This is a genomic window from Streptococcus mitis, assembly GCF_026782895.1.
GTDB lineage: Bacteria > Bacillota > Bacilli > Lactobacillales > Streptococcaceae > Streptococcus > Streptococcus mitis_CB.
Map to the genome: position 1 here is coordinate 42797 of NZ_JAKUXJ010000006.1, position 24966 is coordinate 67762.

Here is a 24966-nt window from a genome sequence, read left to right on the forward strand (position 1 = left end):
ATATATTCAATTTATCTGTTTGAAAATAACATGAAAATTTCAATTTTTATCTATGTCATTCTCTAAAAAATAGTAAAAATTGTCTGAATTATATAAAAAAATCAACATTTTTTAACTTTTTCCACTATTTTTTGAGATTTCAACACATTTTTGAATCCGCCGACATTGTATAAACGTATATTATTTTGAATTGATTTTCATTTCTATATATTTTATTTTTGTATATTTATTAATTAAATCCGTTTGATTTTTTTCAAAAATATTTTATCATCTGTATTTCAATATTTAAATATTTAAAAGTATATTGAATACCAATCTCAACTAAATTCATTTAGAATTTCTGATTTAGCTGTTAAAAATTTTCATTTAAAGTTAGCTAAGAGCCAAAAAACCGATGAAATAAATCATCGGTTTTCTATTTGATGCGGATTAGATTAGCTAATTAGAAATTGTTTCACTTAATCTTCTTTCTTCTTGCGAGCTACAAGACCAAATCCACTCAATACTCCGAGAAGTCCAAGTGCTGCAAGGTTAGCATGGTCTTCTGTACCAGTATTTGGCAATTCACGCTTACCTTCAGCTTCTTTCACTGCTGTTGCTTGTACTGGTTGTGCTGGAGTAGCCGGTACTTGAGGTTTAGCTGGCTGTTCAGGCATTGCTGGAGTAGCTGGCTCAACTGGTTGTACTGGTGTTTGAGATTGCACCTTACGGTAAACATTGCGAACATTTCCATTCGCATCTGTTTCTGTACGAACTAACTCATAGCCTTCTAATGATTTACGTGGATGTGAACCATTTTCATCAGGAATAATCAATTCACCATTTTCATCTACAAATGTTGTTAACACTTTTTCTGTAATTGGTGTTGGATTATATGGATTTACTGATGGAGTTGGTGCTGGAGTTGTTACTTTTTCGTAGACATGCTCCACATCACCATTTGGAAGTTTCTTAGTTTCTACGAAACGATAACCTGGGATATCTTTCTTAGGTTGTTCGCCGTCTTCTGTTGGATAGTTTGGAATTTCGTTTCCGTCTTTATCCTTGTAACTTGTCTTAACTTTCTCATAAACGTGTTCTACATCGCCATTTGGAAGTTTCTTAGTCTCTACGAAGCGGTAACCTGGAATATCTTTCTTAGGTTGTTCACCGTCTTCAGTTGTTGTTCCTGGAATTACATTTCCATCTTTATCTTTGAATGTTGTAGTTACTTTTTCGTAAACGTGTTCTGTATCTCCGTCTTCAGTAGTTCTAGTTTCTACAAATTTATAGCCTGGGATATCTTTCTTAGGCGTTGTTCCCTCCTCAGTTGTTGTTCCTTCGATTACGTGTCCTTCTGAATCTACGAATGATGTAGTTACTTTTTCGTAAACATATTCTGTATCTCCATTTGGAAGTTTACGAGTTTCTACTACTTTGTATCCTGGAACTTCTTTTGAAGTTTTTGCTGGAGTTGTTCCTTCTTCTGTTTCTGTTCCTGGAATTGGGTTTCCATTTCTATCTACGTGTTTAGTTGTTACTGGTTCGTAGATGTGTTTCGTATTCCCTTTTTCATCCGTTTCAGTTTTAACAAGTTTGTATCCTGGAATTGCTTCTGATGGTTTTTTACCATCTTTAGATGGGATAAGTTCTGTTTCTGCACCATCTTTTCCTATGACTACAAATTTAGTGTCAGGACGTACAGTTGGTGTGTAAGAAGCTCTAACTGTTCTTCCGTTTTTATCTTTACGAGCTACTTCTACAGGTGTTGCTGTTCCTACGAATCCTTCTTCTGGAGTGAATGTCACTTTACCATTTCCATCGATTGTGTATGTTCCTTCTCCTGGTACTACTACTGGTTCATCAGTCGGTTCTCCAGTTTCTGGATCTACTAATTTAGCTGGAACTTTTGTATCTACATCACCTTTGAATTCTGGAGTATTTGATTGTGGAGTGTTTTTAGCACCTTCTGATACTACATCTTTCGTAGTTGTTTTACCTAATACTGTTGGAGTGTAAGTAGCTGTTACTGGTGTTCCATTCTTATCTACACGTTTCACAGTTACACCTTTCGCTTTTCCTACGAAGTTTGGCTCTGGAGCGAATGTTACTTTACCGTTCGCATCGATTGTGTAAGTTCCTTCTCCTGGTACTTTCTTCTCAGTTGTTCCATCTTCGAATGTTGGAGCTACTTTGTCATCAATCTCTACTATTACAGTTTTACCATTTACTTTAGTGGTTCCTGGTGTAAATACTGGTGTTTCTGATTGAGGTTGACCTTTATCACCGATTGATGTTACATCTTTAGAACTTGGAGTTACTGGTAATACTACTGGAGTGTATTTCGCTGTAACTGGTGTTCCGTTTTTGTCCACACGTTTAACCGTTACTCCGCTAGCTTTACCTGTAAAGGTCTTTTCAGGAGTAAATGTTACAGTTCCGTCTGGAGCTACTGTGTAAGTTCCTTCTCCTGGTACAACTTTTGTAGTTGAACCATCTTCAAATGTAGCTGGTTTAGTATCATCAAGTTCTACAGTTTTTTCTACACCGTTAATGGTTGTTTTACCTGCTTCAAAAACTGGTTTACCTTTTTGAGTTGCACCTTGTACATCAGTAGTTACTTCATCAACTGAAGTTGGGGTTACTGGTTTAACAGTTGGAGTGTATTTTGCAGTTACTTCTGTTCCATTTTTATCCACACGTTTAACAGTTACTCCACTAGCTTTACCTGTGAATTGTGGTTCTGGAGTAAATGTTACTACACCATTTTCATCAACTGTATATGTTCCTTCTCCTGGTACTACTTTTTCTGTTGTTCCATCGTCAAATGTTGGTTTAACAGTTTTGTCGATTTCTACAGTTACTTCTTGACCATTAACTGTTGTTTTACCAGCTGTAAATACTGGAGTTCCAGTTTGTTTAGCACCTTGTACATCTTCAGAGATTACGTCATCTGATGTTGGAGTAACTGGTTTAACAGTTGGTGTGTATTTAGCTGTAGCTGGAGTTCCGTTTGTATCTTTACGTTGAACTTCAACACCTTCAGCTTTACCTGTGAAGTTTGGTTCTGGTTTGAATGTTACTTCACCAGTTTTTGGGTTAATTGTGTAAGTTCCTTCTCCTGGTACTTCTACTGAAGTTTCGTCAGTTGGTTCACCAGTTTCTGGATTGATTAATTTAGCTGGTACTTGAGGATCGATAGGAGTCTTAGTGTTTCCTTCAGTAAATGTTGGAGTTCCACTTTGCTCTTGGCCTTGTGCACCTTCAGAAGTTATTCCTTTAGCAGTTGGGGTAACAGGCGTAATATTTGGAGTGTAAGTAGTTGTTACTGGAGTTCCATTTGTATCTTTTGCTTGAACCGTTACTGGTTGAACTTCTCCTGAGTAAGATTTATCTGTTGGAGTGAATACTGCAACTGGGTCTTTACCAGGCTCTTTTGTTAATGTGTATTCACCAATTACTTTACCATTTGTATCTTTAGCTGGTACTTTTTCAGCTGGTTGACCTTTATCATCTAATAATGTGTAAGTATCTGGGTCGATTCCTACAGTTTCTTCAGTTTTTTCTTTCGTCATTGGGTTTTCAACTTCAACTACCCCACCTTTGAATTTAACAGGTTGGCTTTGAGTTTGACCTTGAATATCTGAAGTTACTGATGGTTCTGCAGTTGGTTTTGTACCGATTACTACGGCTGTGTATTTACCAAGTGCTTGCGTTCCATTTTTGTCCACACGTTTAACAGTTAATTCAGTACCTTTACCAACGAAGCCTTTTTCTGGTTCAAATGTTACAGTTCCGTCTGCAGCTACTGTGTATTTTCCTTCTCCTGGAATTACTTTTTCTGTTGAACCATCTTCAAATGTTGCTGGTTTAGTTTCATCGATTTCAACAGTTTTTTCAATACCGTTAACGATTGCTTTACCACCAACAAAGTTTGGTTTACCACTTTGTACTTTTCCTTGAACACCTGCAGTTAGAACTTCTGTTCCTTCTGGTGTAGCTGGTTTAACTACTGCTGTGTATTCTGCAGTAACTGGAGTTCCATTTTGATCTTTACGAACAACTGTCATTGTTGTTCCTTTACCATGGAATTGAGGGTCTGGTTTGAATGATACAGTTCCATCTGGAGCTACTGTATAAGTTCCTTCTCCTGGAATAACTTTTTCAGTTTTACCATCTTCGAATGTTGCTGGTACTTTATCATCCATTGGTACTTCTACTTCTTTACCATCAATTGTAGTTTTACCAGGCTTGAATTCTGGTTTACCACTTTGAGGCGCACCTTGAATATCTTCTGTAAATGTATTCACACCTACTGGAGTCACTGGTTTAACAGTTGGTGTATAAGTAGCTGTAGTTGGAGTTCCATTTGCATCTTTTGCTTGAACTGTTGCTGGTACTGGAGTACCTACGAAGTCTTTATTTGGTGTAAATATCACTTTACCTGCTGCTGGATCAATTGTATACGTACCAACTTCTTTTCCGTTAGCGTCTTTTGCTGGAATTGTTGTTGCATCAGTTGGTTGTCCAGTAGCTGGATCGATTAATTTAGCTGGTTGTTCAGCATCAATCTTCATAGGAACTTTATCGTTACCTGGTGTAAATGTTGGAGATCCTTCTTGAGGTTGTCCTTGTGCACCTTCAGTAGATTTTGGAGTTCCTGTAGGCTCAACTGGAGTGATGCTTGGAGTGTAAGTTGTTGTTACTGGAGTTCCATTTGTATCTTTGGCTTGAATCGTAACTGGTTCAACTTCACCTGCATATGTTTTATCAGTTGGTGTAAATACCGCAGTTGCTTTACCGTCTACAACTTTAAGTGTGTAAGTACCGATAACATCTCCTGCTGGGTTTTTAGCTGGTACTGATTCTACCGGTTGCCCATTTTCATCTAATAATTTGTACGAAGTAGTATCGATTGGCACTTCTTTTTCAATACCGTTAACAGTTGCTTTACCAGGTTTGAATGTAACTTCTTTCGATTGTTCAACACCTTGTACATCAGTTGTTTCTGATGGAGTTGCCGTTGGTGTTACACCTATGATACTTGGAGTGTAAGTTGTATTAACTTTAGTTCCGTTTTCGTCTTCTGCTTGTACTTTAGCTGGTTGTACTTTACCTTTGTATTCTTTATTCGTTGGTGTAAATGTTACTTTGTTAGTAGCTGGGTCAATTGTGTATTCCCCTACTTTGTTTCCATCTGGATCCAAAGCATCTACTGTAGTACCAGGAGCTACTGGGTTACCTGAAGCATCAACTAGAACCGCTGAGTTAGCTTTAATTGGTACTGATTTTTTCTCACCTTCTACTGTTGTTTCACCAGGTGCAAATGATACAGTTCCATCTTGTGTTTGTCCTTGGATACCCGAAGATTGAGCTGGAGTTGCACTAGGTGTTACACCTACGATATGTGGAGTATAAGTAGTATTTACTTTAGTTCCGTTTTTATCTTCTGCTTGTACTTTAGCTGGTACAACTTTTCCAGTGTAAGTTTTATCTGTTGGTGTGAATGTTACTTCACCTGTTGCTGGGTTAACAGTGTATTCACCAACCTTATTACCTTTTTCATCTAAAGCATCTACTGGTCCATTTGCTTCTGTTCCATCTGCATTTAATAATTTCACAGAATTTTCTTTAATTGGTACTTCTGCATTTCCTTCTGTAAATGTAGGAGTTCCTTTTTGAGTTTCCCCTTGTACTCCTGCTGAGTCTGATGGCTTAGCTGTTGGCGTTACAGCAGTTACTGTTGGAGTGTATTTTGTAGTTGCCGTAGCTGTTACATCTTGTCCGTCTTTATTTTGACCTACTGGTGCTGTTAATCTTACATCAACACCTGTTGCAGTTCCTTTAAATGTTGGAAGTGGTTGGAAAGTTACTTCACCTGTTGTTGGGTTAATTGTATAAGTTCCTTCACTATCTACTGTTACTGTGTCTGCTGGATTTCCAGTTTTTGGATCAATTAGAGTCGCAGGATATTTTTCACTTGGAGTTACTGTTGTAGCAGTTTCAGAATCACCTTCTGTTTTAAATGTTGGTGTTTTCTTCTGTTCTTTACCTTGAATATCTGTTGATGTTTCAGGGGCAGCAGTAATTTCTTTTGGAGTTACTGTTGGAATATAAATAGCATCCATAGTTTTTGTAGCTCCTGCTGAGTGAGTTCCATCATTGATGTTTTCAAGTCCATTTTGTCTTGTTAATGCAGTCCATCCACTTGATTGACCATTTGAGTCTACCGCACGTAGTACGATACCATCAGCTTTACCTACGAAGTTAGCTTCTGGAGTGAAAGTAATCTTATCATCTGTTACTGTATAAGTACCTTGACCTGCTTTAGTGTAATTTTTTGTTAATGTTCCATCTGGATTAACGATCATTACACCTTCAGATTGAACTTTCTTAGTAGTTTCTGCACTAATTACATTACTTTGTTCAGTGTAGTGAATTTTACCGTATGAGTTAAATGTAGTTTTACCATTGTTAGAACCTAAGTCAGATGCATCATCACCTGATGGACGTGTTCTAAACTCGATACCAACTGATTGAATTTCACCTTGTTTACCAGTAGTTTCTTCTTTATCTCCACGTGGTGGGTGAGCTACTTGAATTTGGTTATCTTCAACTTCCCCAGAGTATGCAATTCCATTTGGTCTTTCTACTTGAGCTTCATCTTTTGCGATACGAACACGGAAGTTCACAACATCTTTGCTAGTGTCGATTACTTGAGTATTCTTAAATGTTAATTCTACAATTTGGTTGTTTCCATTTACTTGTACAACATCGGATTGTTCACCTTCATCAAATTTACCATTTCCGTTGAAGTCGATAAATCCACGCACATAAGCCGGTGCAACTGTATCTGTATACTTGTCATTACCATTTGCTGAAGCGTAAAGTTTTACTTTATAAGTATTATCTGGCCCTTGGATGAATTTAACTTCTGGAGCTCCTGTATCAACGTTTGTGTGTACATGTTCTTCTGAAATTAATTGATCTACACCTTCATCTCCAGTTTCTGTTGCATCATCAGAACCTATTCCACGTACTCTTGTACCTGGTGCAGAGTCAATATCTGCTTTAACTTTACCTAAGAATGGTTGTTGAATTTGTTTAATTGCCTTTGTATCATAATCAATAGATTGAGTTCTTAAGTAGTGTTCAGCCATTCCATAAGATTCTGGAAGATCTCCGAAATCTGAGAACTTAATACCGATCATAGAAGACTGTTGTCCAGAAGACATGATATAAAATCCTACTTCACTTACATTTGCTGTAGATAATACTGGAGTTCCTGCTCCACTATTATTACGATATCCACCGAATACTTGAGAACCAAGACCTGCAGTAGCGGCATCAGGAGTTGCAAATTTTCCACCATTTAAGGCGTTATAGAATTTTTCATCTTGCCATTTAAGGATAGCAGTTTTACCACCATTCATATCTTTAAATTTATCAAGTGGAACATAAGCATTTTTATTTGAACTATAACCAACAATCGCAGCTAAGTCCCATGGAGTACCATTAGTTGTATAAATTTCAGACTCAAGTGTCCCGATATCTTCCCCAGATGTCATAACAATACCAGGTTTTACAGGTTTACCATTATAAGTCGCTGTTACATCGAATTTAACTCCAGCCGCTTGACCATTTTTAGGTTGTCCTGCAGGGTTTGTTCCTGCAATTGTTGTTTTAGCTTTACCAGTTGTCAGACCAGAATTAGCAACGTGAGTATATCTATTTTGAGGATTCGCTCCAAGTCCTGTTGCTCCATTTTCTGGATTAAATTTATTTTCTTTATCCGGTTGATAAGAACTTTCTAAATCAGTTCCAGCTACACGGTTTTTGAATATTTCAGTTGATTCAAATGGTTTCAATTCTTTAACCGTCATTGTAACGACATAACCAGGAATCAATTCTTTTGTATATGTAGAACCAATTTGAAGTTGGTTAGATGCCGTTAGATTTGTCCACGCACTTGTATCTCCAAAGTCTAACCATTGGATTTGATCATTTAAGTCTTTAATTTCTTTTAAGTTATCTTCTTTCGTTTTAACTTTGATATCTGATAATGAAGAATAACCATGATCTTCTAACCATTTTTTACCTGTTTCAGTAGAGGCATCTTTAAGTGCTGTTGTTTGAGCATCTGCCAAGTTTACTGCAAACTTACCATCACGACCGATTCCTGCATTTTTCAATTCATTGTAGACTGCAAGGATTGATTCGTTGAGGCGTTCCAATTGAGCGTCTACTTGCTCTTTTGTGACACTCTTATCAGCAAGAAGAGCCTTAGTTTCAGTAAGAACTACTTGGTTTTTAGCGACTGCTGCTGTAACTGCTGCCTTGTTTTCTTCTTTGACATCTGCCTTAGCAAGCTCAGTTTCAGCCAATTTATTCGTTACTTCAGCTTCTGACGATACTTGTGTCAGAGTTGTTGTAGCTACTGAAAGAGCTTTTTCAACTGGAGTTGCAGTTTTTTCTGCTTCAGCTTTTGCAGCTTCTTTTTCAGCTGCTAGTTTCTTATCGAAACCAACAGTATTTGACTCAGTAACAACTGTGCTCAAAGCTGATACAGTTTCTGCTTGGACATCTACATCGACTTGACTAGCATCTGCTTTTGCAAGAGTTGCTTTAGCTGTTGCCAATACTTCCTTAGCTGAGCTTACCACTGTAGCATCTGCATATTTAGCAGTTGAAAGTTTAGACTCTAAAGTAGCAATACTTGCTTCAAGGATAGCCTTGTTTACTTTCTTAGCTTCTTCTACTTTCACTTCAGGTTTCACTTCTGCAACTTTTTCAGTTTCTACTGTTTCAGCTTTAGACTCAGCCTTTTCATTCTCCTTATCATCTTGACTAGGAGCAACTGTTGAAATAGCTATTTCAGCTGATTGCACTTCCGTTGCTGATACCGCACCGTTACCTAGGAACATTAAACCAGCAGCAATAGCTACTGATGCTGCACCAAAGCTGTACTTACGAATACCGTAACGAATGTACTTTTCTGTTCTAAAATCTTTTTGTTGTTTGCCTTGCATGAGACTAACAACCTCCTTCTATATCATTTTTTAATATCTTGAAAATAAAAAATTTCGGCATTTGTAAACATTTGACATAACAATGTTTTATGTGTCGAAAACCTGCACTTAAGATACAAATTAATAATAACACATCTATTTCATAAGTTCAAAGTATTTGACTTATAATTTTCACCAAAATAAATAAATTTTATATTTCAAAGTTACTTTTTGGATTATAATGTTTAATATATGTTTCGTTTTTTATATTTTTAATTTTTATTTTATAAAATATAATGAGATGTTTTTAGTTTTTATCGAATTTTAATACTTTATTCTTCAGAAAATGTTTGACAAGCACAGAAAAACCAATGATCAAAAATCATTGGTTTCTACTTTACTAAATACTCATTAGAAAAAATCGAATTAATCTTCTTTCTTCTTGCGAGCTACAAGACCAAATCCACTCAAGACTCCGAGAAGTCCAAGTGCTGCAAGGCTTGCATTGTCTTCTGTACCAGTATTTGGCAATTCACGCTTAGCTTCAGCTTCTTTCACTGCTGTTGGTTGTACTGGTTGTGCTGGAGTAGCTGGTACTTGAGGTTTAGCTGGCTGTTCAGGCATTGCTGGAGTAGCTGGCTCAACTGGTCTTGGAGTTGGCATCTCAACTTTCTTGAAGATATGTCTGATGCTTCCATTTGAATCTGTCACGGTCTTGACGTATTCGTAACCTGGAATTGTTCCTGGCTCTTTAGAACCTGGTTCAGATGGTTTCACTGGATTACCATTTTCATCTGTCCAAATTGTAATATTTTGATTACCTGGATTTGGTTGAGGAACAGGTGAAGGTGTTGGAGCTGGTGGTGTTACTTTTTCATAAACATGCTCGACATCACCATTCGGAAGTGGTTTTGTTTCTACGAAGCGGTAGCCTGGAATATCTTTCTTAGGTTGTTCGCCTTCTTCTGTTGGAGTATTTGGAATTGGATTTCCATCTTTATCCTTGAAGAATGTTTTCACTTTTTCGTAGATATGCTCAGTATCTCCATTTGGAAGTGGTTTTGTTTCTACGAAGCGGTAGCCTGGGATATCTTTCTTAGGTTGTTCTCCTTTTTCAGTTGGAACTTTTGGAATTGGATTTCCATCTTTATCCTTGAAGAATGTTTTCACTTGTTCATAGATATGACGAGTATTTCCATGCTCATCAGTGATTGTTTCTTTATATCTATATCCTGGAATATCTACCTTAGGTTGTTCTCCATCTTTACTTGGGAATCCTGGAATTTCTTTACCATTTTCATCTACATAGTCTGTTCCTGGACGAACTGTTGGAGTGTATTTCGCAGAAATATCTTTTCCTGCTTTATCTTTTCTTACAACAGTCACACCTTCTCCAGTTCCTACGTAATCTTCTTCTGGAGTAAATGTTACTTTACCATCTTTATCGATAGTATAAGTTCCTTCTCCGTCAACAACCATCTTAGTTGAACCATCAGAGAATGTTGGTGGTACATCTAAATCTACGTCTCCTGTGAACTCTGGAGTTTCAGATTGAGGAGTATTCTTAGGTCCTTCTGTAGTTTTGTCTACAGTCGCTGTTACTGGTGTTACTGTTGGAGTGTATTTAGCCGTTACTTCTGTTCCGTTCTTATCTACACGTTGTACAGTTACTCCTGTAGCTGTTCCTAGGAATTCTGGTTCTGGTGTGAATGTTACTTCTCCAGTCTTAGGATTAATTTTGTATGTTCCTTCGCCTTCAACTGTTACAGAATCAACTGAATCACCTGTCTTAGGATCGATTAGTTTCGCTGGTTCGTCAGTATTAATTTCAACAGTTTCTTCTTTTCCATTGATTTTCACTGATCCACCATTGAATACTGGTGTTCCTGTTTGTGGTTGACCTTTAGGTCCTACTGATGTCTTATCTTCTCCAGTTGGCGTTACTGGCACTACTTTTGGAGTATACTTAGCTGTTACTGGCGTTCCATTCTTATCTACACGTTGAACTTCTACACCTTCTCCTTTTCCAGTAAATTGCGGTTCTGGTTGGAATTTAACTTTACCATCTTCGATTGTGTATGTTCCTTCTCCAGGAATTACTACTGGTTCATCAGTTGGTTCTCCTGTTTCTGGATCAAGAAGTTTAGGTGCTTTTGTTTCATCAATCTCAACAGTTTTTGGTACACCATTAACCGTTACTGTTCCACCTTTGAATTCTGGTAATCCTGTTTGTGCTTTACCTTGAATATCTTTAGATTTAGCTGGTGTTGCTGTTGGAGTTACACCTTTAACTTTAGGTGTATAGCTTGCTTCTACAGGTGTTCCGTTCGCATCTTTCACTTGAACAGTTACCCCTGTTGCTTGACCAGTAAATTGTGGTTCTGGTGTGAATGTTACTTCTCCAGTCTTAGGATCGATTGTGTATTTTCCTTCATCAGGAATCACTATTGTGGTTTTATCAGTTGGCTTCCCTGTTTCTGGATCGATTAATTTCGCTGGTTGCTCATCAGTAATTGTAATTGCAACATCAGGATTTCCTGGTGTGAATTTTGGTGTTCCATTTTGTTCAGCACCTTGTACATCTTCTGACGTAACGTCTTCTCCTGTTGGTTTAACTGGAGTTACCGTTGGAGTGTATTTAGCTTTTACAGGTGTTCCGTTTGTATCTTCACGTTGAACTTCTACACCTGTAGCTGTTCCTGTAAATTGTGGTTCTGGTTGGAATTTAACTTTACCATCTTCGATTGTGTATGTTCCTTCTCCTTCAACTGTTACAGAATCAACTGGATTACCTGTCTTAGGATCGATTAGTTTTGGAGCTTTTGTTTCATCAATTGGAACAACTTTCTCTTCGTCATTAACCGTTACTGTTCCACCTTTGAATTCTGGTAATCCTGTTTGCGCTTTACCTTGAATATCTGTTGTTTTAGCTGGTGTTGCTGTTGGTGTTACAGGTTTAATGTTAGGTGTGTACGTAGTTCTTACTGGAGTTCCGTTTGTATCTTTTGCTTCAATTGTTACTGGTGGAACTGGCCCTACATATGTTTTGTCTTCTGGTGTGTATACTGCAACTGGATCTTTACCAAGTTCTTTCACAAGAGTATACTTACCGATTACTTTATTTGGATCTTTTGGATCTTTTACAACCACTTCATTAGTTGGTTTTCCATCTTCACCTACTAATGTAACTGAACCTGGATTAATCGGTACTGGATCTGATTTAATTGGATTTCCAACTGGATCTTCTAAATCTGCAGTTCCACCTTTGAATGTAATAGGTTGTTTTTGTGTTGCACCTTGTACATCCGTTGATTCAGCTGGCTTAGCTGTTGGTTTAACCCCTACGATTACTGGAGTATAATCAGCTGTTGCCGGTGTATTGTTTTTATCAACACGTTGAACTGTTACTGGTTGTACTGGCCCTACATATGATTTATCTTCTGGTGTGAATTTCACTACTCCTGTAGTCGGATCTAAAGTATATTTACCGATTACATTTCCTTCTGGATCTTTCGCTGGAAGTTCATTTGAAGGAACAGGTTGCTTCGTTTCTGGGTCAAGTAATGTTGCTGGTTTATCGTAATCGATTGGTACTGCTTCATTACCTGGTTTGAAGTAAGGTTTACCATTTTGTTCTTGACCTTGTACTCCTGTAGTCACATTATCGAATCCTTGTGGTACTACTGGTTTAACAATCGGTGTGTATTTCGCAGTAGCTGGTGTTCCATTGGTATCAACACGTTTTACAGTTACACCTCTAGCTACTCCTGTGAAGTCTTTTTCTGGTTGGAAGTGAACTGTTCCATCTGAATCTACTGTGTATGTTCCTTCTCCTGGTACTACTTTTTCAGTTGTTCCATCTTCAAATGTTGCCGGAACTTTATCATCGATTGGGAATTCATCGTCCCCTGGTGTAAAGACTACTTTACTTTGTTGAGGTTTTCCTTGAAGGTTTGTCGTAGTTTTATCTTGTCCTTCTGGTACTACTGGAGTCACAGTTGGAGTATAAGTTGTTTCTACTTTTGTTCCGTTTTTGTCTGCCGCTGTTACTTTAGCTGGGGCTGGTGTTCCAGTAAAGTCTTTATCTGGTTGGAATGTAATTACTCCAGTTTCTGGATCTAAAGTATAAGTACCGACTTCTTTTCCATCTTTAAGAGCTGGCATTGTTGTGACTTCTGCACCTGTTGGATCTACAAGTTTCACTGTAGATTTATCGATTGGCGCTGTTTCGTCACCTTCTTTGAACATTGTAGTAGCATCTTGAGTTTGTGGTTTACCTTGTTTTCCACTTGTTTCTTTTGGTTCTGCAGTTGGTTCTACTGCTTCCACTTCTGGAGTGTAGTCTCCACTAGATGTAACTTCAACTTTATTTCCTTCTGAATCTGTTGCTGTTACAGCTACTTTAACATCTACTCCTTTTGCTTTACCTTTGAAGCTTGGTTCTGGTTGGAATGTTACTACTCCCGTAGCTGGATCAATCGCATATGTTCCTTCGCCTTCTACTACAACTTTACCTTCTTCATTCGCACCTTCTAATGAGTACTTAGCTGTAGACCAGTCTACATTTGTTCCATCTGGAGTGTTAGTTCCTGTGTTTAATTCAGAGAAACGATCTTTTCCTGATTTAGATTCTTGAGGTTGTCCTTGTTTTCCTTTAGTTTCATCGCTTGATGGTTTAACCCCATATACAGTTGGTGTGTAAGTAGTTGAAGATTCTACTACTACTGGTTGCCCATCATCACCTGTTAATGTTACATTCGCTGAAACTGTTAATGGTTTAGCTGTACCGATAAATCCTGGAGCTGGTGTGAAGTTCACTTTACCTGTGTTTTCATCAATTTCATAAGTACCTTCATCAGTAGTTACAGAACTTACTTTTTTACCAGATAATGGGTCAACTAGTTTGTAGTCAGATACTTCTGCATTATTTGGTAAACCAGTCTTGAATCCTGTTTCCATTGAATCAGTTTGTTTTTGTCCTTCTGCTCCAGCAGATTTTTCAGGTTTAGAAACTACAATGTAGTAAGTTGTTTCTGCAACTGCATCTTCTGTAACTTCTCCTGAATCTGTTTTTCCTACTGTTGGAGTTGTTACAACACCATTTGAGTCAACAGATCTTACTATTACTTTATAACTTCCATATTCACCTAATGTATATGCTGCGATTTCTGGGTTTGCTAAGTTTTTCTCAGCTGCTGTTTTCAATGCTTCACGAGCTGTTTCTACAGCTTTTTCAGCTGCAAGAGCTTCATCACGAGCTGATTTCACTTTTGCTTCTACATCAGGTAATGCTGCTGCCGCTTTATCTAATTCTGCTTTTAGTGATGCTTGTTGTTCTTTTGCCGCATTTAATTTCTTCTCAGCTAAATCTCTCGCTGTTGGTGAAATTGTACGAAGATTTAAATCGTCTAAAGCTTTTTGAGCATCTTCTACAATTCTATCTTGACGGTCTACTAATTCTTGAATTTTCGCTAATTCATTATTTGCTCCTTGAGCGTTCGCAATCGCTTCTGCTGCTGCTTTTGTTTTTTCTGCTGCAGTACGTTGTGCTTGAATATATGCTTTTTCTTCTGCTTCTGCTAAATTAAATTCTTTTTTAGCTCCACTTGGTGAAGTTACTGTCAATTTAGTTTTAATTGTCTCAGATTGAGCATCATCTGACTCATCGTCAATTTTATCTTCAAATGCTACATTTGCTTTTGGTGATTTCAATAAGTCTACAGAATTCCCTTGAGTATCTGAATAACTTGTTGAAGTTCCAGTTGGTTTATCATTTTGAATAGAAGCTACGTCTGTTCCTGTTGCTTCACGGAAAGCTACATATCCTTTAAATCCTGAATCTGTAGAAATCTTCCATCCAGCATTTGATTTTTCAGCAGTAACTGTAGACCCATCAGAAGCAGTCCATGTATTTGTTGCTGAATCATAAGTTACAGTAACCGTAACTCCTTTTGTATCAGCTGTTTGCGCTTTTGGTAATGCAGTAACTGTACGAGTTACATCTCCTACGGCTGTTACTTCACCATTCTTACGAATTTCTGCAACTTTTTCTGTTAAAGTAGCTGCTGAAGATGTTGCATTCCATGTACGAGTGAATTCGTATACAATATAGTCAACACTACCATCTGCTTTTGCATCTGTATAAACACGACGTTCTGTTAATGTTGTAGTTCCATCTCCATTGTCTTTTAAGACATATGCGTCTTCATTTGGAAGCGTATATTTACCAGTTGCACTATTAAATGTAGCTGTATATTCTTTATTATTTGCATCTTTCACTTTCACAACTTCACGTTGTAAGTCTGCACGAACTTTATCAGTTGTTGCTTTCGCTACAATACTATCTACTCCAACATATTGTGTAGAGTCTGAAGTAACAGGAATATTAATTTTAGACGCTGCTGTTGCCGAAGCATCTCCAAGTTGATCTCCTTCTTTTACAGCTGTATTAGTAGTTCCTGCAGCTACAGTCCATTTACCGTCTTTTACAACTAATTTTGTAACTGTTCCATCTGGCATTGTGATTTCTGCTTTATTAGCACCGTTAGAAACAGATACTGGAACTTTTGTTGCATACGCTTCAACATTAGATACAGTAATTTTTGGAGCTACTGCAATCGTAATATTTTCATGAGCTTCTTGACCATACATATTCCAATCCTGATTTTTCGCATTGGTTGTATTATTATAGTCTTTGGCGTAAACATTTGCTGTATAAATTCCAGCTTCTGACGCTGTTCCTGTAATATTTCCAGTTTTTGGATCATAATTTAATCCTGGTACAACATCATTTATCGAAGTTTTACTTCCCGTAAAATTACCATTTAAGGCTGTGTGGGCTGTGACAGTTTGTGGTCCGTTCTCGGTATTTACTTTAGATCCATCAACTGCAGTAAAAGTTGCTCCATTCGTGCCTCCAGGAGCCGTTTTTGAACCGGCAACAACTTTTTCTCCATTACTTCTGTATACATAACCAGTTCTTTCATCACGACTCATTCCATCGTTATCAACATATTTAATATTATGGTTCACTTCATCTCCAATTGTGACCATTGTAGATTTACCTTTAATTAATGGAGCTGTTGAGTCTTGCCATCCAACCCATCCAGCTGTTAAGTCACGGAAAGTAATATCTTGAGTTTGACCGTCTTTTTCAACAGTGACGATATAACGCATATCATAAACACCATTTTGAAGAGTAGATGCTACGTATCCTTCTACAGTATCTGTTTTTTCATTATATCCCGTACCAGGAACTAAGTTACTTAGTTTGATATCTTTAATTTTATATCCCGCAGCTTCTGCTTCTGGTGATAAAGTGAAACGTTTTTTAGCATCAGTGATATACACGTAGTGATTGCCTTGTTCATATGTGTATCCATAAATTTCTGTCGCTAAATATTCATAAGATCCACCCGCACCCCATATTGTATTCCCATTAGTTTTTCCTGTAGCACGAAGTTTCCCTTTCCATAGAGCAGCTTCACGACCAAGTTTCTGAGCTTCTGTTTTTGATAAAGGAATATCAGTACGACCACTTATCCCTGCTTGTCCACTATTAGCCGCAGGCACATCTGTATTGTCTGATTGATATCCATGAACATAAATTTTATATTTGTCGTTACCGTCTAGTACTTTGTAAGATTTACCAGTCGAACCATCAAACTCGCCATTTTCTTTTCTTAAAGCTGTAGAGTTAGCTGTATAGCCTTCATTAGCTGAAAGAGCAACTCCGTATCTACCATCACGGCCGATTCCTGCGTTTTTCAATTCATTATAAACTGCAAGGATTGATTCGTTAAGGCGTTCCAATTGTGCATCTACTTGCTCTTTTGTAACACTCTTATCAGCAAGAAGAGCCTTAGTTTCAGTAAGAACTGCTTGGTTTTTAGCGACTGCTGCAGTAACTGCTGCCTTGTTTTCTTCTTTGACATCTGCCTTAGCAAGTTCAGTTTCAGCCAATTTGTTAGTTACTTCAGCTTCTGACGATACTTGCGTCAGAGTTGTTGTAGCTACTGAAAGAGCTTTTTCAACTGGAGTTGCAGTTTTTTCTGCTTCAGCTTTTGCTGCTTCTTTTTCAGCTGCTTCTTTCTTATCGAAACCAGCAGTATTTGACTCAGTAACTACAGTACTTAATGCTGATACAGTTGCTGCTTGTGCATCTACATCGGCTTGGCTAGCCTCTGCCTTAGCAAGAGCTGCTTTAGCTGTTGCCAATACTTCCTTAGCTGAATTTACTACTGTAGCATCCGCATATTTTGCAGTTGCAAGTTTAGATTCTAAAGTCGCGATACTTGCTTCCAGTATTGCCTTGTTGACTTTTTTAGCCTCTTCTGCTTTCACTTCAGGTTTTGCTTCTGCAGTTTTTTCAGTTTCTGGTTTTACTTCTGCAGTATTCTGATTATCTTTTTTAGCTGAAGTTGCTGCTACTCCAGTTTCCGCACCTTGTACTTCCGTCGCAGATACTGCGCCGTTACCAAGAAACATCAATCCAGCTGCAATAGCTACTGATGCTGCACCGAAACTATACTTACGAATACCGTAACGAATGTACTTTTCCGTTCGAAAATCTTTCTGCTTGTCCTTCATTTTTGACAAATATCCTCCATAAAATAGTCTGATTATTAGCGATATTAATAGCCAAGATGATACATAAAAAGACCACTTTATATTTTCTAAAATACTTAGAGGACCATCTTTTAGATAGTACCAGCAAACACCATCAATATTCAAAGCCATTTTATCATTTTTAAGTTTTTTTAGCAATAAATATGATAACAAATAAATAATTGTTTAAATTATTACTTATATAGTGACTTTATCTTTATAAAACAAATATTTTTATTGATATTTTATCTTATTTCATACAAATAAAGTCCTTATCCTGATATTGTATAAAATGAAATCTTATTTCTATATTTTATATGTTATTATATTGTTTCATCTGGTAATAATATTTAAATTTACATTATATAAGTATTTATAGCTATATTATATCTATTATGGATAAAATATAAACTTTATCTTACTTTATATATAATATGGGATTTTAAAATTTAATATATAGATAAAAATAAAAATTCCTCTCTTAAAACTTAAAAGAGGAATTTTTATCATCCACAATTAACATGCATAATTATAATACCATATTTTCAAATATTTTGCAAGCACTTTTTATTTTGAATCGTCAAATCTCTTATAAATCTTTCGCTTTTTATTTTATTTTTTTAAAACTCATTAAATAATATTTTTATTTAATGAGTTTTAAAACAAAAATCTGAATGTAACGTACGGTTTTTTACTTTTATCTTTTAATTGAACATTTTATGTTCTTATTATTTTTATAACCTAAATATTATATTTACGGCCGTTTTATAAGCTTGTGTTAATATTTTTAAGAATCTATACACTTATCTATACATCTACCATTAATACCTCTATAAAAAATCGTTCGGATTTTATCCCGTAACCTCAACAATTTCAATAATAGAATACAAAACTTTCTCTAAATTTTTCTCATAAGTCATAAAAGAAAAAACGAATGAAGCCACATCGATTCTTTAGAATCAATAACTAAAGACAAAAAAACGAGCACTTTCGTACTCGTTCTCTGATATAAACTACTGATTAAAGTGAGTTTACGTCAACTTTGATACCAACACCTTGAGTAGTTGTGATAGTCAAGTTTGTTACGTAAGTTCCTTTAGCTGTAGCTGGTTTTGCTTTTTGGATTGTTTCGTTGAAAGCTTTGAAGTTTTCAACCAATTTTTCAGCTTCAAATGATACTTTACCGATGATAGCTTGAACGTTACCTGCACGGTCTGCACGGTAAGTGATTTTACCACCTTTAGACTCTTCAACTGCTTTAGCAACATCCATAGTTACAGTACCAGTTTTAGGGTTTGGCATCAAGTTACGTGGTCCAAGAACACGTCCAAGACGTCCAACAAGAGCCATCATGTCAGGTGTAGCGATAACTACGTCGAAGTCCAACCAACCATCGTTGATTTTAGCAACAAGGTCATCTTCACCAACAAAGTCTGCACCAGCAGCTTTTGCTTCTTCAGCTTTTGCACCACGTGCGAAAACAAGAACGCGTGAAGTTTTACCAGTACCGTTTGGCAATACCATTGCTCCACGGATTTGTTGGTCAGCTTTTTTAACGTCGATGTTCAAGTTGTAAGCAACTTCTACAGTTGCGTCAAATTTTGCAAAGTTAGTTTCTTTTGCAAGTGCTACAGCTTCTTCTACGCTGTATGCTTTTGTGCTGTCGATTTTCTCAAGAGCAGCACGAAGTTGTTTGCTTTTTTTAGCCATTTTCTATTCTCCTTGTAAGTGGTTCAATCGATTTTCATCTCCCACGTCACTCCTCGAAATGATGAAGTCTTGCGGGTTTTCAGTCTATTATTTTTCTTTTCCTACTTCGTTAAGCTCCCTTGCTGTACCCAAGTACAAGTTTCAGTCACTTGCCTAGTATGAAAAGCAACTAATAGACTGCTGTGAGATTTTCTACTGTGTTATTGATTAGTCAACAACAGTGAATCCCATAGAACGAGCAGTACCTTCGATCATACGCATTGCAGACTCTACGTTTGCTGCGTTCAAATCTGGCATCTTAGTTTCTGCAATTTCTTGTACTTGTGCACGAGTAACTGTAGCAACTTTAGTTTTGTTAGGTGTACCTGATCCTTTTTCAACACCTGCAGCTTTTTTCAAAAGAACAGCAGCTGGTGGTGTTTTAGTGATGAAAGTAAATGATTTATCTTCGTAAACTGAGATAACAACTGGAATGATCATACCAGCTTGGTCAGCTGTACGAGCGTTGAACTCTTTTGTGAATCCCATGATGTTGATACCAGCTTGACCAAGAGCAGGTCCAACCGGTGGAGCTGGTGTAGCTTTACCAGCAGGGATTTGCAATTTTACAAGTTTTTCGACTTTTTTAGCCATTTTTAAATCCTCCTTTGTGGTTTTGGCGGTAATTAAAGATTTTTACCTCCCACAAGTATGCTTTACACATACCCATCTATTATACACTATTTATCTAGAATTGCAAGAGAAAAGTTTATTTTTTTAATCGACGTAATCTCCGCCTTCAAAGCCGTAGTATTCTTCCAAACTGAGACCACTCTCTGCAATTTCTTTTGCTTCTTTTCCGACATAACGAAGGTGCCATTCTTCAGCCATATAACCGGTTTCTTTTTCCTTACCTTTGAGATAACGGACAACAAAGCCATAATCAGCCGCATGGTCCAAGAGCCATTGAGCCGCTTTTTCTTCTGTTACTAAATCACCATCAGTCCCAATAACATCAAAGGCCAAGCCAGTTTGGTGTTCACTGTAACCGGGACGAGCAGAGTAACGGTCAGCAGCTGCCTTCCCATCTTGGTTGACATAATCTTGGTAGAGCTTTGTCTGAGTTTCATAACTTCTAAAGCCACTGTAATGGTCGCTAATGGGGAAACCTGCCTCTTGCATAGCTTTGATGAGTTTGACCAACTCAGCCTTGGCTGTTGGATTTTCCCCTGGATTGTAGTCTTTCGACAAAGGATAATGTTTATTTGCTACGATGATTTCATCGTATTTTCCTTGGATGCTGTAGTAGTCTCCTTTGTTAACCACTTCTGCTTTTTTCTGGGCAGCTCCTTGAGACTTACTTCCAACTGTTCCATCAGCCTTGGCTGTTTGCTCTGTCTTAGCTGCTCCATCTTCATTTTTTGCTTTTTCTTGTGAACAAGCTGCTAGACTCAAGGCTAGCAAGGTTGTCAAGACAAGGTATCTTTTTTTCATTTCTACTCCTTTATTTCTAATAGTTTATCTACTTCTATCGATAAACGTTTAACTAATTGTTTAATCTCATCCGGATTTGCTTGGCAGGTTTCTGCTGTCATTTCTTCAAAAGGAACCCACCAAACTGGACCACGTCCATTGAGACCGTGACCATTCATATCACCTGTTCGTCTAGGAAACAGATGCCAATGAAGATGGGCATCGCCATTTCCTAGCAGTTCGATATTCATTTTCTCAGCAGCAAAGGCCTCAGCAACCGCCTCTTGGACCACACTCATTTCTTCTAGAAAATGGAGTCTCATTTCCTTTTCTAAATGGTGCAATTCCGTGACATGCTCCTTAGCTAGAAAGAGACTATAGCCTGTGAAATACTGGTGATCTCCAATGACAAGATAGCCTGTTTCCAACTCTTTGACAAAATAGGGATTTTCTCCCTTCTTGATGAGCTCAATTCTCTGGCAAATAAGGCACATATTAGTCTACCAATGCGCTCTTAAGATAAGCATCAACCATACGTTCTGTTGCAACCACAGAATCAATATGAGTGCGCTCATAAGAATGGCTAGACTCGATACCAGCACCTAGAAGGGCATGTTTGACTTCTGCACCTGCAGACATAGCCGCTGAAGCGTCCGAACCGTAAAACGGATAGATATCCAGTTTAAATGGAATATCTTGTTCTTTCGCCAAGGCAACTAAATGTTGACGGAAGTCATAGTGATAAGGTCCTGAAGCATCCTTGACACAGATAGAAACTGTGTACTCATCTGTTTGCTGGTCATCTCCCATAGCTCCCATATCCACAGCCAGATATTCGACTACCTGAGCAGAAATATTAGAATTAGCACCGTGGCCCACTTCTTCAAAGACTGAAAAAGCAAAATGGGTTGTTACAGGCAACTCAATCTTCTCTTCCTTATATATACGAAGTAGGTTAAGCAAAATCGCTGCACTGACCTTATCGTCCAAATGACGAGACTTGATAAAACCTGTCTCTGTCACGACAGTTCGGGGGTCAAAACTGATAAAATCACCGACCTCAATCCCCAAGGCACGAGTTTCTTTTTCACTCCTTACTTTTGTGTCCAAACGCACTTCCATATTGTCCTGCGTGCGTTCTGCAGTTCCTGCATCCTTATAAACATGGCAAGAAGTTTGGTGGATAAGGATGGTTCCTGATACTTTTTCACCTGTACTAGCCACATGAACGATACAGTTTTCTCCTTCAATCATGTTCCAAGGGAAACCACCGATACGGTCCATTTTGAGACGGCCGTCTGCTTTGACAGCACGGACAATAGCACCAAGCGTATCTACATGGGCAGTCACATATCGTTGTTGCTCATCGTTTTTACCTTTAATGGTTACATTGACACCACCCTTAGCTGTACGAACCGGCTGGTAACCAAAACCTTCTAGAGTCTTGACTAAATAGTCCGAAATCTCACGAGTGAAGCCCGTTGGCGACGCAATGGCTGTCAGTTCTTTGATATATTCTACTGTTTGATTCATTTCTTCACCTCTTTTGCTACCTATTATAACACATTTATCATCGGATAAAAAAAGAAAATCACTCCTGTAGACTTGCTACAAAAGTGATTTTAGTGATTATTCCATTTCAAAAACATCGCTTTCTTGCTTGTTTGGTAGAACCAGTGAGAGCAAGATTCCAACGATAGCAGGCACCAACCATGGGAGAGATGCCTTAGCAAAAGGAAGAGCGTTGACAAGATTTGCAAGAAACTCAACCTTAAACGAGCTTCCTAGTACGCTTGCAATGGCAATAGCTGTAACCACAGCGATTGTCAACTGCATACCTGGTTTTGAAAGGGCAACAAATTTGTTGACAATGACAATCATAACGATGGCAATCGTGATTGGGTACAAGATAACCAGTACTGGAATGGAGTACTTGATAATCGCATCAAGACCCAAATTTGCGATGGCAAATCCAATCAAGGTAAAGGCTGTCGCATAAACCTTGTAGCTGATTTGTGGGAAGCGTTCATTAAAGAACTCAGCTGTTGACACAATCAAACCAACTGTTGTTGTGAAGCAGGTTACGGTAACCATAGCTGCGAGGAAGAGTTGAGCTGTTGAGCCAAAGATTTCTTGAGTAGCTTGTGACAAGATGTAAACACCTGGCGTTCCACCCTTCATCGCTTCAGCTGGTACTGGGAAATGATTTCCAAGGAAACCTAAACCGATGTAAAGGGCGCTGAAAGCAAGGGCAACAACGATACCAACAACCCAAATGGTTGAAATGTATTCTTTCTTACTTGAAAATCCAAGTTGTTTCAAGGTTTGAACTGCAATTACACTAAAGGCAACGGAAGCAAGAGCATCCAAGGTATTGTAACCTTCGAGGAAACCTGTACCAAAAGCAGAAGCTTGATAAGCAGCTGATGCAGCTTGAGGACTTGTTCCACCGTATTTGATAGCTCCTAGAACAACCAAGATGACAATCAAGATTGCAAAGACTGGTGTTAAAACACGACCGATACGGTCTAAGATTTTTGATGGATTGAGCGAGATTAGATACGCTGCTGCAAAGTAAAGAAGGGTAAAGACAATCAAGCCTAGACCTTTATTTGCATCCGACAGAAGGGGGCTAATCCCTACTTCGTAAGCCGTTGTAGCAGTACGTGGGATAGCAAAGAATGGACCAATTGACAAATAGAGAACTACGAGGTACAGAGTCGCAAACCAAGGCGCTATCTTTGTTGAAATCTCGTGAATATATCCTTTAGGATTTAACGTTCCAATAATAAGGGTCAAGACGGCGATACCGACACCTGAAAAGACAAAACCTGCGATGGCAGGAAGAAAATGTTCTCCAGATAGAGCACCTAGAGAAGGCGGAAAAATCAAGTTTCCCGCACCAAAAAATATTCCAAACAGGAGCAAACCTGTTAGGGCACCTTTTTTAGCCATGAAAATCTCCTTCATATTTATAAAATACTGACCTAGTATACCACGATTGGGAGTCTGAAAAAAGTAACACGAGACAAAATGTTAAATGTTTTTAAAATTCTAAAAAGTATGAATTATCTAAAAATAAAACTCTCCTACCCAGACCACACCAAGTAGGAGAAAATTCTTACGTTTAGAGTTCTTCAAAGGCAGTCATACCACCTTGAACATTAACGACTTCATAGCCTTGTTCAGCTAAAAATTGGCAAGCACGCGCTGATCTCATTCCAGCTTTACAAATGACATAATGTAACTGTTCCTTGTCCAATTGATCATAAGTATCAGCTAATTGACTCAGAGGAAGATTCTGAGCACCTTCTAAATGAAGAGCTTCAAACTCATCCACTTCTCTCACGTCCACTAGAGAAAGTTGGTCGTTTTGGTAAAGCTGGTAAAATGCGTCAAAGGCTATTTCTTTCATTCTTTTTCTCCTAATACTCTTCGAAAATCTCTTCAAACCACGTCAGCGTCGCCTTACCGTGCGTATATGTAACTGACTTCGTCAGTTTTATCCACAACCTCAAAACAGTGTTTTGAGCTGACTTCGTCAGTTCCATCCACAACCTCAAAGCTGTACTTTGAGCAGCCTGCGGCTAGCTTCCTAGTTTGCTCTTTGATTTTCATTGACTATAAAATGGTTTTAATTCTTTTTTTCAAATCTGGCACCACTTCTGACTCAAACCAAGGATTTTTGGCCATCCAGATTTGATTTCTAGGCGAGGGGTGAACTAATGGAAAATAGGTTGGCAAGTAGTTCTGGTAATGTTTTACCCGTTCTGTCACTTTGCCACTGACTTTCTCCTGTAAATAGTAGGCTTGGGCATATTGGCCAATCAAGAGGGTCAATTGGATATCTGGTAATTCTTGCAAGAGCTGTGGATGCCATTTTTCGGCAAATCCTGCTCGAGGTGGTAAATCACCTGACTTGCCATGCCCTGGAAAGTAGAAATCCATAGGCAAAACAGCAAAATATCCTGAATTGTAAAAAGTATCTTCATCCACACCTAGCCAGTCTCTCAGACGGTCACCACTCTTATCTTTCCAGTAAAGGCCTGCTTCTTGGGTTTTAAGTCCAGGTGCCTGACCGATGATATTGATGCGAGCAGTCTTTGGCGCTGCAAAGAGAGGCTCAATGCCACGCTCTGTATAGCTGACATTCTGCGGATCTGCCATAATAGCCTGCTTGATTCTTTCGATTTGAGACATCTACTTTCCC

At 38.1% G+C, this 24966-nt stretch carries 10 protein-coding genes; all 10 read right to left on the bottom strand.

Features of this window, described 5'->3' with window-relative positions; translation table 11 throughout:
- Positions 1-458 precede the first annotated feature (458 nt).
- A complete protein-coding gene (locus MK480_RS07910; RefSeq protein WP_261011282.1) occupies positions 459-9008 on the bottom strand; it encodes a GEVED domain-containing protein in 8550 nt (2849 codons plus the stop codon).
- Positions 9009-9413: 405 nt separating this feature from the next.
- Positions 9414-17576 carry a YSIRK-type signal peptide-containing protein gene (locus MK480_RS07915; RefSeq protein WP_268707542.1) on the bottom strand — a complete coding sequence of 2721 codons (8163 nt, stop codon included), beginning with the start codon at positions 17574-17576 and terminating at the stop codon, positions 9414-9416.
- A gap of 1038 nt (positions 17577-18614) precedes the next feature.
- Positions 18615-19304 carry a 50S ribosomal protein L1 gene (gene rplA, locus MK480_RS07920; protein WP_001085675.1) on the bottom strand — a complete coding sequence of 230 codons (690 nt, stop codon included), beginning with the start codon at positions 19302-19304 and terminating at the stop codon, positions 18615-18617.
- Between the two features lie 207 nt (positions 19305-19511).
- On the bottom strand, positions 19512-19937 hold the full coding sequence (rplK, locus tag MK480_RS07925; RefSeq protein ID WP_001085807.1) for a 50S ribosomal protein L11: 426 nt from the start codon (positions 19935-19937) through the stop codon (positions 19512-19514).
- A 123-nt stretch (positions 19938-20060) separates the two neighbouring features.
- Positions 20061-20777: an LD-carboxypeptidase LdcB/DacB gene (gene ldcB, locus MK480_RS07930; protein ID WP_268707489.1), complete on the bottom strand. Its 717-nt coding sequence runs from the start codon at positions 20775-20777 to the stop codon at positions 20061-20063.
- A 2-nt stretch (positions 20778-20779) separates the two neighbouring features.
- Entirely contained in the window at positions 20780-21250 is a 471-nt protein-coding gene (locus tag MK480_RS07935; RefSeq protein WP_268707490.1) for an HIT family protein, read from the bottom strand.
- Position 21251: 1 nt separating this feature from the next.
- The gene (locus MK480_RS07940; protein WP_268707491.1) at positions 21252-22289 is read right to left on the bottom strand and encodes a M42 family metallopeptidase; all 1038 of its coding nucleotides are present in this window, start codon (positions 22287-22289) and stop codon (positions 21252-21254) included.
- A 96-nt stretch (positions 22290-22385) separates the two neighbouring features.
- Positions 22386-23711, bottom strand: a complete 1326-nt coding sequence (brnQ, locus tag MK480_RS07945) for a branched-chain amino acid transport system II carrier protein (protein ID WP_268707492.1) — start codon at positions 23709-23711, stop codon at positions 22386-22388.
- Positions 23712-23883: 172 nt separating this feature from the next.
- Positions 23884-24171, bottom strand: coding sequence for a rhodanese-like domain-containing protein (locus MK480_RS07950; protein ID WP_268707493.1), 288 nt, complete (start codon positions 24169-24171; stop codon positions 23884-23886).
- Positions 24172-24377: 206 nt separating this feature from the next.
- On the bottom strand, positions 24378-24956 hold the full coding sequence (locus tag MK480_RS07955) for a uracil-DNA glycosylase family protein (protein WP_261011277.1): 579 nt from the start codon (positions 24954-24956) through the stop codon (positions 24378-24380).
- Between the last annotated feature and the right edge of the window lie 10 nt (positions 24957-24966).